Below are 11,239 nucleotides of genomic sequence, written 5' to 3'. Positions count from 1 at the left end.
TGGGGGAGGTGGGCGCGGGGACGTTTCGGCGCGCGCCGAACCATTTCCCGGAGGGCGCCCCGTAGGGAAGTGGGCATGAACGACCTGCCGAAGCACCGCGTGATTGCTCCCCGCGTCCTCTACTTCGGGACGCCCGTGGCCCTGCTGAGCACGTTGCAGCCGGACGGCTCTCCCAACCTCTCCCCGCTGTCGTCCGCGTGGGCACTGGATGACCGGCTGGTGCTGGGCATGGGACGGATGGGGCAGGGGCTCGCCAACCTGGAGCGCACCCGCGAGGCCGTGGTGAACCTGCCCTCCGCCGCGCTGTGGCCCCAGGTGGAGCGGCTGGCGCCCACGACGGGCCGCTCGCCCGTGCCCGAGGAGAAGCGCGCCATGGGCTACATGTTCGAGCCCCGCAAGTTCGAGCGGGCGGGCCTCACCCCGCTGCCCTCGGACACCGTGGCCCCGCCGCGCGTGGCGGAGTGCCCGCTGCAGCTCGAGGCGGTGCTGCTCGACGTGCGAGCCGCCACGGCGACGCCCGAGCAGCCCGAGCCCACCTTCTCCATCGTCGAGCTGCGTGTCACCTGCGTCCACGCGCACGAGGACGTCACCGTGCCCGGCTCCCAGCACGTGGACGTGGCCCGCTGGCAGCCGCTCCTCTACGTGTTCCGCCACTACGCCGGCACGGGGCCCGGCCTGGGCCGCAACTTCCGCGCGGAGACGTGAGCGGCGGGGCGCCGCGCAACTCTTGCGCGTGGCCGCGCCGTTTCCGGGTAGCCCGCGCAACTTCTGCGCCCCTCCGCGGCACGACGCACCCCGCTCGCGACCCGAAACGGTTTCGGCATTTAATCTGCATCCAAGATGCATCATTAACCGCCCGAGTCGAGGGCAAGGGAGCGTCACGGATGAGCACTGCAGGGGTGGCGAAGAGCGTCTACGAGCAGATTGGCGGGGAGCCGGCGATGGCGGCGGCGGTGGAGGTCTTCTACCGGAAGGTCCTGGCGGACGACCGCATCAGCCACTTCTTCGAGGACGTGGACATGGAGCGCCAGGCCGCCAAGCAGAAGGCCTTCCTCACCATGGTGACGGGCGGGCCGTCGAGCTACTCGGGCCGCGACATGCGCGCCGGGCACGCGCACCTCGTGAAGCTCGGGCTGAACGACATGCACTTCGACGCGGTGGTGGGCCACCTCAAGGAGACGCTGGAGGAGCTGAACGTGCCGGCGCCGCTGGTGCAGCGCGTGCTGACCATCGCCGAGGGCGCACGCGCGGACGTGCTCAACCGCTAGGAAAGGACACGGAGACACGCGCCATGGCGAAGGTGAAACACGAGTCACGCTGGTACCCGCTGGAGTCGGGAGAGAGTGTGCTGGACGGGCTGCTGCGGCAGGGCGTGTCCGTCCCGCACTCCTGCCGCGCGGGGGCATGCCAGTCGTGCCTGATGAAGGCGGTGGGCGGCGCGGTGCCCCAGGCCGCGCAGGTGGGGCTGAAGGAGACGCTCGTGGCGCAGGGGTACTTCCTCGCGTGCACGTGCCGGCCTCCGGAGGGCACGGAGCTGGAGGTGGCGGGCGCCGAGGCCCTGCGCGTGCCGGCGCGCATCTCCTCGCTGTCCTTCCTGGCCCCGGACGTGCTGCGCGTGCGCCTCGTCACCGACGCGCCGTTCGATTATCGCGCGGGGCAGTACGTCTCGTTGGTGCGCGAGGACGGGCTCGCGCGCAGCTACTCGCTGGCGAGCCTGCCGCGCGAGGACGCGCTGGAGCTGCACGTGCGCGTCATCCCAGGCGGTGCCATGAGCGGCTGGCTGGCGGCCGAGGCCCCGCTGGACCAGCGCGTCTTCCTCCAGGGCCCCGCGGGTAGCTGCTTCTACGTCGCCGGTCGCCCCGACCAGCCGCTGCTGCTGGCGGGCACGGGCACGGGGCTGGCGCCGCTGTACGGCATCGTCCGGGACGCGCTGGAGGCGGGCCACACCGGCCCCATCTGGCTCTTCCACGGGGCGCGCACCCCGGCGGGCCTCTACCTCCGCGACGAGCTGCGTCAGCTCGCCGACCGTCACCCGCAACTCCGTTACCGTCCAGGCGTGCTGGCGGGCGGTACCCGGGATATCGCGGAAGGACCGCTCGACGCGCTCATCCGCGCGGAGTGCCCGAAGCCGGTGGGGTGGCGGGCCTGGCTCTGCGGGGACCCGCAGTTGGTACTATCCCTGAGGAAGAAGCTCTTCCTGGCCGGGCTCTCATTGAAGGACCTCCACGCGGATTCCTTCCTGCCGAGCACGCCCCAGGTGGGGGCTTCGCCCGCCGCCGCAGGAGCCCGCTGACCGTGCACCTCACCCTCCACGCCGACTACTCGCTGCGCGTCCTGCTCTACCTGGCCAGCCGCCCTGGCCGCGTCACCTCCACGCAGGAGATGGCGGACGCGTACGGCATCTCCAAGCACCACCTCGTGCGGGTGGTGCAGACGCTGGCGGGGCAGGGGTACGTGGACGCGAGGGCGGGGCGCACGGGCGGCGTGACGCTGGCGCGGGAGCCGAAGGGCATCGTCCTGGGCGCGGTGGTGCGCGCCGCCGAGCCGGACTTCGACGTGGTGGAGTGCTTCAACCGCGAGCGCAACGCGTGTCCCATCGCGCCCGCGTGCGGCCTCAAGGGCGTGCTCGGCGAGGCGCGTGACGCCTTCCTCTCCGTGCTGGACCGGTACACGCTGGCGGACGCCATGGACCGCTCGCGCTCGGACCTGGCGGACCTGTTCCTGCCCGCGCGCGCGTCATGACGTCCGGCCTGCTGGAGCTGTTCCACCGCATCGCGGACCCGCCCTCCGCCGAGGCGCGGCGCTACATCGTCGACTACGCGCTCGAGGACCGCGTCGTGTTTCGCAATGTGGAATTCGCCGAGGCCGCGGCGGACTGGCGGCGGCACGGCGGCCACTCCACGCCCGCGCTGTGGGACGGCACGCACCTGCACCAGGGCGCGCAGGCAGTCCTTGCGCGTTTGCAGGCCGTCGTCAACCTCGGTCGCGACGACGCGTGACGAACTGGCGCGCGCGTGTGCCGACATCCGCGCGCTGCTGCCACCTGTGCGTTCCTCGACCGCCATGCACGCAGTGGTTGAAGCATCGGGAGTTGGACACGTGTGCAGGTGCGTCCATGCGCGCGTGGGCATGCGCTTGCCGCGCGCGTGCTGGTTGCGGTAGTCAGCCCGCCCCCCGCACGCACGTGAGTGGTCGGGAGAGGGAGGGTGGACGGGTGAAGACATCGTGCGGGTTGGTGTATGGGGACGGAGCGCTGCTCACGCGGTGCACCACCAGGCTCTCCGTGCGCGCGTCAAGTCCCGGCACGTTTCTTCCCGCCCTCGTTCGCGCGCGCTTCTCGCGTTTCGCGTGCTTCTCCCTGGCCGTCCGGGCCTGAGCCTCGGTTAATCTCCACGACCCCATGTCGCTGACTCCCGCCGAGCGCCAGGACAGGTTCCATGCGGCGTTCGTGGGACTCGCCATCGGTGATGCGCTCGGCTTTCCGCTGCGAGGCATCCCGCCGGCGAGTCTCGCGCGGCTGCCAGGCTTGGCGGAGGACTTCGCGCCCCGTCCGCGTGGCAAGTTCGCCAAGGGCCAGTTCAGCGACGACACGCAGCTGCTGCTCGCCGCCGCGGAGAGCGTCATCCGCGAGGGCAAGGTGGACGGGCGCAGCGCGGCGGCGCACCTGGCGTGGCTGTGGCAGGAAGGCATCATCCTCCAGCCGCCCAAGAGCCTCGCGGACGCGCTGCAGCGGCTGGCCGGTGGCACGCCGTGGATGAGCGCGGGCGCGCCGCTGGGCACGCGGTGCCCGTCCGTCCTCAGCCGCGCGCTGGTGGTGGGCCTGCTGGAGAGTGGCCGCCGCGCGCGCCTGCCGCACGACGCGGGCGTGCTCACCGTCATCACCCACAAGGACCCGGTGTGCGCCGCGTCCGCCGCCGCCTTCGCGCAGGCGGTGGCCCTGGGCATGGAGGAGGAGGCGCTGACGCCCGCCGCCTTCTGCGAGGAGCTGGCGCTGGCGGCGGCCGTGCACGACAAGGGCCTGGCCGAGGAGGTGCGGCACCTGCCGCGGCTGCTCACGTGGGACCCCGTGCGCGCGCTCGCGCAGCTGCGCAAGGTGGGCGTGCCCCCCAGCGAGCTGAAGGGCGTGGACGGGCTGCCGCAGCACGTGGTGCCGGTGCTGCTCACCTCGCTGTACGCCACCCTGAAGGTGCCGCACGACTTCCGAGAGGCGGTGGCCCTCACCCTGCGCTGCGGCGGCGAGGCGGACGTGGCCGCGGCGATTACGGGCGCCCTCATCGGCGCGCACCTGGGCACGCGCGCCATCCCCGCCCGCCTGCGCAAGCAGGTGCTGTATTCGGAGAACCTCGTCGACACCGCGGACCGCCTCTTCCGCGCCCGCCAGGTGCGCGAGACGCTGGCCACCGCGCTGGCCCACCACCGCCGCCGCTGATCGCCCGCCGGCTGGGGGGCAGGCAGGCAGGCATGCGCCGCCCCACGCCCGGGACTTCTCCGCGAGGGGACTCCTGCCCACCTTGTGCGAAGGAGCGGGGCCGCACGCATGCCGAGCAGGCATTCGAGCGCACGGCAAGCCCCGCGAAGTCATCGCAGGAGGCACACGTCGTGGACCTCGAATCGGAACGCCTGGAGCGAAGTCAGCTGGAGTCGCTCTCCACGGCGGAGCTCATCCGGCACGCCCTGGACGAGTCCCGCCTGCTGGTACGCGCCGAGCTGCTGCACGCCAAGAAGGAGCTGCGCGAGGAGCTCAAGGCCGCGAAGACGGCGGGCATCCTCATCGGCGTAGGCGCGGTGCTGTCGCTCATGGCGCTCGCCTGCCTCTTCGTGGCGGCGGGCCTGGCCCTGCCCCTGGGCGAGCCCTGGGACGTGCTGGTGATGGGCGTGGCGCTGCTGGCCATCTCCGGACTCCTGCTGTTCCTGGGCGTCAAGCGACTGCCCAAGAAGCCGCTGCCGCACACGCAGGAGCGGCTGAAGATGGACTATCAGCTCACGCGGGAGACGCTGCAATGAACGGCAACGGCCGCGACGGGAACGGCCCCGGCGCTATCGAACGGCACGCCGACCACACCATCACCCGGGGCATGGATGACCGGAAGCAGGTGGAACAGACGGCGGACCGCATCCGCGACGAGCTGCTGCTCACGCTCGAGGAGCTGGACCGCCGCCGCGAGCGCGTGCTCAGCGTCCGCTACCAGGCCGAGCAGCACAAGGACGTGCTCATCGCCGCGGGCGCCGTCGCCGCGGTCGTCATGGGGCTGGGCATCGGCTACGCCATCTACCGCTCCCGCCACCAGGAGGAGCGCCTGCGCGAGCAGCGCCGCATCGCCCTGAAGCGCGCGTGGGAGCATCCGGAGAGCGTGGCTTATGCCGCGAAGCAGCGCCCGCTCGGCGCGGAGCTGGGGCGCAAGCTCGTCCTCATCTTCGCCACCTCGCTCGCCACGCGCATCGCACAGAACTCCGTGCGCACGCTCGTGCCCGCGCGCCAGGGCGCGAATCGCCCTGCGGGAGCTTAGAAGAATTCGTAATTGCGACAAATCCTCGCATAAAGCAGTCTGATGCTCATGACGGACCTGCTCTATGCGCGGGCGCAGATGGGGCTGTCGCTCGCGTTCCACATCGTGTTCGCGGCGGCGGGCGTGGCGCTGCCGGTCCTGATGGTGCTCAGTGACTTGAAGGCCCGGCGCACGGGGGACGCCGACTACCGGCTGCTGAGCCAGAAGCTGGCGAAGGGGACGGCCATCCTCTTCGCGGTGGGCGCGGTGAGCGGCACGGTGCTGTCCTTCGAGCTGGGCCTCTTGTGGCCGGAGTTCATGGGCCGCTACGGCGAGGTGATAGGGCTGCCCTTCAGTCTGGAGGGTGTGGCCTTCTTCACCGAGGCCATCTTCCTCGGCATCTACCTCTACGGGCGCGAGCGGGTGTCGCCGGGGCTGCACCTGTTCTCCGGCGTGATGGTGGCGGTGAGCGGCGCGGCCAGCGCCTTCTTCGTCACGCTGGTGAACACCTTCATGAACGACCCGTCGGGCTTCACGCCCACGCCGGCCGGGCCCACGGACGTGCAGCCCCTCGTCGCCATGTTCAGCCCGGGCTGGCAGTACCAGACGGCGCACGTGCTGCTCTCGTGCTACCAGGCGAGCGCCTTCGCGATGGCGGGCATCCACGCCTTCGTGCTGCTGCGCCACCCGGGCGCGGCCTTCCACCGCAAGGCGCTGTCCATCGCGCTCCCCCTGGCCTGCGTCACCGCGCTCCTGCAGCCCCTGGTGGGGGACCTCTCCGCGAAGCACGTGGCTCGGGCGCAGCCGGTGAAGCTGGCGGCGATGGAGGCGCACTACGAGACGCAGCGGGGCGCGCCGATACGGCTGGGCGGAGACGTGGAGATTCCGAAGGGGCTGTCGATTCTGGCCTTCGCGGACCCGGACGCGGAGGTGAAGGGGCTGAATGACTTCCCCCGCGACGAGTGGCCGCCGGTGCCCAAGGTGCACCTGGCCTTCCAGCTCATGGTGGGCACGGGCAGCCTCATGGCGCTGCTGGCGCTGGTGACGCTGGCGTACCGCGTGCGGAAGAAGGCGTGGCCGGAGGGGCGGCGGATGACGTGGGCGTGGCTGCTGACGGGGCCGCTCGGGGTGGTGGCGATGGAGGCGGGGTGGCTCGTCACCGAGTGGGGCCGGCAGCCGTGGATTGTCCGCGGCGTCATGCGCACGTCCGAGGCGGTGACGCCGGTGCCGCACCTGTCGGCGCCCTTCTGGACGTTCACCGCCGTGTACCTCTTCCTCGGGGTGACGGTGGTGTTCCTGCTGGCGCGGCAGGTGGCGGGCACGCTGCCGGGCCGCGACGGAGGTGATGCCCATGTCCACTGAGGTGGTGATTGGCTTCGCGGTGGCGGGGACGTTCGTCCTCTACGCCCTCTTCGGCGGCGCGGACTTCGGCGGCGGCGTGTGGGATTTGCTGGCGTCCGGTCCGCGCAAGAAGGAGCAGCGCGCGCTCATCGCCCATGCGCTGGGCCCGGTGTGGGAGGTGAATCACATCTGGCTCATCGTGGGGCTGGTGCTGACGTTCTCCGGCTTCCCGCGCGCCTTCGCGGTGCTGACGGTGGCGCTGCACGTGCCGCTGACGCTGCTGCTCTTGGGCATCGTCTTCCGGGGAGCCGCCTTCACGTTCCGCACGTACGACACGCGCGGGGACGCGGTGCAGCGCAAGTGGGGGCTCGTGTTCAGCGTGGCGAGCGTCATCGCGCCGCTGCTCTTGGGCATGTGCGTGGGCGCGGTGGTGAGCGGGGACATCCGCGTGGAGGGCCGCGCGGTGGTGAGCGGCTTCTTCGCGTCGTGGCTGACGCCCTTCGCGTGGGCGGTGGGCGTGCTGGCGCTGTGTCTGTTCGCCTTCCTGGCGGCGGTGTACCTCACGCACGAGGCGCCCACGCCACCGCTGCGCGAGGACTTCCGTCGGCGCGCGCTGGGCTCGGGCGTGGCCGTCTTCGCGGCGGCGCTCGTCGTGCTGCTGCTGGCGCGAGGAGGCGCGCCCCGGGTGTGGCAGGGGCTGGTGCACTCGCCCTTCGCGCTGGCGCTGCATGCGGGCACGGCGGTGGCGGCGGTGGCGGCCTTCGCGCTGCTGTGGACGCGGCGCTTCCAGTGGGCGCGGGTGGCGGCGGCCACGCAGGTGGGCTTCATCATCCTCGGGTGGGCGGCCTCGCAGCACCCGTACCTCGTGGTGCCGGACGTCACGCTGACGAGCGCGGCGGCGGGCCCCACCGCGCAGCGCATGCTGCTGGTGGCGCTCGTGGTGGGCGCGCTCGTCGTGCTGCCGTCGCTGGTGCTGCTCTTCCGCGTCTTCCGGCCCGGCCCCGCGCCCATCCACGGCGGAGGGAAGTGAGCGGACCCACCGTTCGCTCCACCGCGGGAACCGGCCGGAGCCCTGCTGCCGGTCTCGAGGCGCGCTCGCCGGAGGTCCCGGGCGCTCCCGTGCCGCACGTGGCGGGGCTCGCCATCCAGTGGGTGATTGCTCTCGTCAGCGTTCCACTCCGGGTCGTGGGCTACGTGCTGGCCTCTCGTGCGCCGCGCCAACTCTCGAAGTGACGGGCGCGGTGTGACGCCGTGTGACGGCGGTTGTGAGACGTGTCACAAGCTGTGAGACATGTCACAAGCAAGGAGTCCCTGGCGCGACGTTGAAAAGGCAGACAGGAGGTCATCGCATGGCTGCCATTTCACGTATCATCGCGCTGTCGGGGCTGCTCGTGGTCCTGCCTCCGGCCGGGGCGCTCGCCGCGCCAACTTCCCCGCCGTGGAGCGGTGCCATGTGGATGGACCTGCCTCGCGGGGACCAGGGGCAGTACCACGCCACGCTTGGCGCCACCGACGACGGTGACGTCATCCTCGACGTGCCGCTGCTGCGCGACCTCCACCAGACGCTGGGCTTGGAGCTGACGCAGTGGCGGACCTGGTGGCGCCGCTCCAGCGCGGGCGCGGGTGAGACCCACCGCGCGCTCACGGAATCGGCCGCCGCTGCCAGCGCGTGGGTGCGAGGGCATTGGTCCTCCCTCGTGCCCGAGGAGCGCTAGCCGTTGGGTGCGCACCAGCTGGGGTCGCGACCCCGCGAAGGGGTCCGTCATGTCGTCCCCGCGAGACGCGGCGCCAGCGGCGGATTCATGAGCGGGGCTCCAGAGGTGTGATGGGGTAGGGACATGAGGGCGTGCCGGTTCTTCCGCTCCAGGCTTCTTTCGGAGCAGGCGACAACCGTCACCACCTGATGTGCCGCGTCACCAGGAGCAGGACGCGCGGTGCGGTCCGGGCGCGGACAGGACGTCGCACGTGGAGGCGCGAGGTGTTGCGCGCGTGGGGCGAGGGCGATACGTCAGCCGTGGGTTTCTTCGAGGGCGGGAGGACGTGTCGTGAATTGCCGCTTCACCATGGCCGCACACATGCTGGGAATGCTGGCCTGCGCCGAGCGCGAGGCGTGCGACTCACTCACGTCCGAGAGCATGGCGCGCAGCATCCAGACGAACCCGGTGGTGGTGCGGCGGTTGCTGAGGGACCTGGCGCGCGCGGGCCTGGTGGAGACGAAGCGCGGCGTGGGGGGCGGCGTGTCCCTGGCGCGCAGCGCCGAGGACATCACCCTGCGCGACGTGTACGAGGCGGTGGAGGAGGACGCGGAGCTGCTTGGCCGCTACCCCTCCGGCCCCAGCCCCCTGTGCCGCTATGCCCCGCTGGTGGCCGAGTACCTGGAGGGTGTGGTGGGACGCGCCGAGGCGGCCTTCAAGGAGAGCCTGGCGGCCACCACGGTGGCCCAGATGTCCCGCGAGCTGGGCGCGCGCGCCCGCCGCAAGAGCAGCCCCCGCCGCCGCGCGTCCGCCGGCTGAGGTGTGGGGGCGGGTCGGGTCCACCCCGTTTGCGCCCCCGGATTCGTAACCCGTAAGGTTTCCTGCTGGGGGGCTGCCGCAGCGGCCCGTGTCGTCCTGGAGGCAGGAACCAACATGTCCAAGCAGAAGATCGCGTATTGGGTGGTGACGGGGCTGGTGTCCCTGTCGATGACGGGCTCGGCCATCATGTACCTCAAGGGGGCGCCGGGGATGGTGGCGGCCTTCCAGCACCTGGGGTACCCGGACTACTTCCGCATCATGCTGGGCGTGGCGAAGCTCCTGGGCGTGGTGGCGCTGTGGGCGCCGGTGCCGCGCTTCCTGCGCGAGTGGGCCTACGCGGGCTTCGTCATCGACCTCATCGCGGCGGCGGTGTCGCACACGGTGATGGGTGATCCGCTGTCGGCCTCCATCAGCCCCATCATCGTGCTGGCGCTGATGCTCACGTCGCACCAGCTCTGGAGCCGCCTGTCCGTGGCGAGCGCCGAGCCCCAGGCGGCGGTGCGTCCCGCGGGCGCCTGAGGTCCGGCGCCTACGAAGTGGACGAAGGGGCGGGGGGCGCTGGAGGCCAGACGGCCTTCGGCTCCTCGTCCCCGTGAGCCAGCAGGATGCTGGCGCCTTCCAGCAGGTCCTCCGAGTCCAGCGCCTCCACGGCGGTGCGCACGCCGGCCTCGGCATCCATCACCCGGCAGTGCACGCGCAGGCGCTGCTCGCGCAGCTCGCCGCCCTCCACCTCGCCATTGCCCGTCCAGCCGAGCGCGTCCGTGAGCAGCTCCTCCACGGCGACGCGCTTCTCCAGGTCATGGCCGGAGCCCTTGCCCTCCACGGGGTACTGGACGACGAGCGTCACCATCGCGTCCGGGTCGGGCTCGTCATAGCCCTGGTCCACCAGCGGGCCGGCGGCCTCGGCGATGGCCATGTCCGGGTCCTCGTCCGGAGGGATGGGCTGCTCCTTCTCCTCGCCCGTTTGACCCACGGTGCCCCAGTGGACGGTGAGGGTGCCCTCGTGAACCCAGGCCTCCCAGTAGCGGAGGCTGTCGCCTTCCTTCTTGTAGAGCTTCAGCATGCGTGGCGCCCTTCGCGCGGGCGCACGGCATAACACGGCGGGCGGGGCGCCTTCCCGTCAGAAGGCACGGCCCTGTCCTCCATCGACCGGAAGGGTGGCGCCCGTTACCCAGCGGGCGCGCTCCGAGCAGAGGAAGGTGACGACGTCCGCCACCTCTTCCGGAGTACCGAAGCGGCCCCAGGGCAGCTCGTCGCGGACGAGCTTCGCCACCTTCTCCGGGTCCGCCTTCTGGCGTTTGTCCCAGCTTCCACCGGGGAAGAGGATGGAGCCGGGCGCCACGCCGTTGACGCGGATGCGGTGGCGCGCGAGGTCCACGGCCATTTCCTTGGTGAGGGCGGTGATGCCGGCCTTGGCGACGGTATAGGGCGCGCTGGTGGCGTACTCGCGGCCGAAGATGGAGTTGATGTGGACGATGCAGCCGCCGCCGCGCTCGCGCATGACCTCCACCGCGCGCTGGCTGCACCAGACGGCGGACATGAGGTTGCGGTCCATGACGGTGGCCCACTGCTCCACGGTGGCCGCGTCGAACGCGCCCGCGCCGCCGCTGCCACCCACGTTGTTGACGAGGATGTCCAGCGTGCCGAACGCGCGCACCGCCGCGTTCACCGCCTCCACCGCGCCGGCCTGGGTGGCCACGTCGGTGACGCACGTGGCGACGTCCGCGCCCGCCGCGCGCAGCTCCGCCGCCGTGGCCTCCAGGGCCTCCGCGCCGCGAGCGGTGAGCAGCACGCGCGCGCCTTCCTTCGCGAGCGCCGCCGCGATGGCCCGGCCGATGCCCCGGCTGCTGCCGGTGACGAGGGCCGCCTTGCCTTTGAGCTCCAGATCCATGGGCGGCG

At 71.8% G+C, this 11,239-nt stretch carries 15 protein-coding genes; 13 read left to right on the top strand and 2 right to left on the bottom strand.

Annotated elements, in window-relative coordinates:
• The first annotated feature begins 75 nt into the window (after positions 1-75).
• The 13 genes from HG543_RS22395 to HG543_RS22335 all read left to right on the top strand — a co-directional run bounded on the left by HG543_RS22395 (position 76) and on the right by HG543_RS22335 (position 9,859).
• Positions 76-705 carry a flavin reductase family protein gene (locus HG543_RS22395; protein ID WP_169346872.1) on the top strand — a complete coding sequence of 210 codons (630 nt, stop codon included), beginning with the start codon at positions 76-78 and terminating at the stop codon, positions 703-705.
• A 179-nt stretch (positions 706-884) separates the two neighbouring features.
• Positions 885-1,268, top strand: a complete 384-nt coding sequence (locus tag HG543_RS22390; protein ID WP_169346871.1) for a group I truncated hemoglobin — start codon at positions 885-887, stop codon at positions 1,266-1,268.
• Positions 1,269-1,291: 23 nt separating this feature from the next.
• Positions 1,292-2,293, top strand: a complete 1,002-nt coding sequence (locus HG543_RS22385; protein WP_169346870.1) for a 2Fe-2S iron-sulfur cluster-binding protein — start codon at positions 1,292-1,294, stop codon at positions 2,291-2,293.
• Positions 2,294-2,295: 2 nt separating this feature from the next.
• Positions 2,296-2,742 carry an Rrf2 family transcriptional regulator gene (locus HG543_RS22380; RefSeq protein ID WP_169346869.1) on the top strand — a complete coding sequence of 149 codons (447 nt, stop codon included), beginning with the start codon at positions 2,296-2,298 and terminating at the stop codon, positions 2,740-2,742.
• Entirely contained in the window at positions 2,739-2,999 is a 261-nt protein-coding gene (locus HG543_RS22375; RefSeq protein ID WP_169346868.1) for a hypothetical protein, read from the top strand. The genes HG543_RS22380 and HG543_RS22375 overlap by 4 nt, the downstream gene beginning before the upstream one ends.
• Before the next feature lie 401 nt (positions 3,000-3,400).
• Positions 3,401-4,429, top strand: a complete 1,029-nt coding sequence (locus HG543_RS22370) for an ADP-ribosylglycohydrolase family protein (protein ID WP_169346867.1) — start codon at positions 3,401-3,403, stop codon at positions 4,427-4,429.
• 170 nt (positions 4,430-4,599) lie between these two features.
• Positions 4,600-5,004 (top strand): phage holin family protein, encoded by a 405-nt coding sequence (locus tag HG543_RS22365; RefSeq protein WP_169346866.1) that lies wholly within the window; start codon positions 4,600-4,602, stop codon positions 5,002-5,004.
• The gene (locus tag HG543_RS22360) at positions 5,001-5,507 is read left to right on the top strand and encodes a hypothetical protein (protein ID WP_169346865.1); all 507 of its coding nucleotides are present in this window, start codon (positions 5,001-5,003) and stop codon (positions 5,505-5,507) included. The genes HG543_RS22365 and HG543_RS22360 overlap by 4 nt, the downstream gene beginning before the upstream one ends.
• A 48-nt stretch (positions 5,508-5,555) precedes the next feature.
• Positions 5,556-6,848, top strand: a complete 1,293-nt coding sequence (locus tag HG543_RS22355) for a cytochrome ubiquinol oxidase subunit I (RefSeq protein WP_281404441.1) — start codon at positions 5,556-5,558, stop codon at positions 6,846-6,848.
• Positions 6,838-7,857, top strand: a complete 1,020-nt coding sequence (locus tag HG543_RS22350) for a cytochrome d ubiquinol oxidase subunit II (RefSeq protein WP_171818513.1) — start codon at positions 6,838-6,840, stop codon at positions 7,855-7,857. The genes HG543_RS22355 and HG543_RS22350 overlap by 11 nt, the downstream gene beginning before the upstream one ends.
• A 319-nt stretch (positions 7,858-8,176) precedes the next feature.
• A complete protein-coding gene (locus HG543_RS22345; RefSeq protein WP_169346862.1) occupies positions 8,177-8,542 on the top strand; it encodes a hypothetical protein in 366 nt (121 codons plus the stop codon).
• Between the two features lie 348 nt (positions 8,543-8,890).
• Positions 8,891-9,340: an RrF2 family transcriptional regulator gene (locus HG543_RS22340; protein ID WP_169346861.1), complete on the top strand. Its 450-nt coding sequence runs from the start codon at positions 8,891-8,893 to the stop codon at positions 9,338-9,340.
• 114 nt (positions 9,341-9,454) lie between these two features.
• Positions 9,455-9,859 carry a DoxX family protein gene (locus tag HG543_RS22335; protein WP_169346860.1) on the top strand — a complete coding sequence of 135 codons (405 nt, stop codon included), beginning with the start codon at positions 9,455-9,457 and terminating at the stop codon, positions 9,857-9,859.
• A 10-nt stretch (positions 9,860-9,869) separates the two neighbouring features.
• Here the strand turns inward: HG543_RS22335 and HG543_RS22330 are convergent, their stop codons facing one another.
• Positions 9,870-10,403: a hypothetical protein gene (locus HG543_RS22330; RefSeq protein ID WP_169346859.1), complete on the bottom strand. Its 534-nt coding sequence runs from the start codon at positions 10,401-10,403 to the stop codon at positions 9,870-9,872.
• A 57-nt stretch (positions 10,404-10,460) separates the two neighbouring features.
• Positions 10,461-11,231 (bottom strand): SDR family NAD(P)-dependent oxidoreductase, encoded by a 771-nt coding sequence (locus HG543_RS22325; protein ID WP_169346858.1) that lies wholly within the window; start codon positions 11,229-11,231, stop codon positions 10,461-10,463.
• Between the last annotated feature and the right edge of the window lie 8 nt (positions 11,232-11,239).

The organism is Pyxidicoccus fallax (assembly GCF_012933655.1).
Lineage (GTDB): Bacteria > Myxococcota > Myxococcia > Myxococcales > Myxococcaceae > Myxococcus > Myxococcus fallax.
The sequence above is the reverse complement of the archived record's forward strand: the minus strand, read 5'-3'. Positions and strand labels throughout refer to the sequence as shown.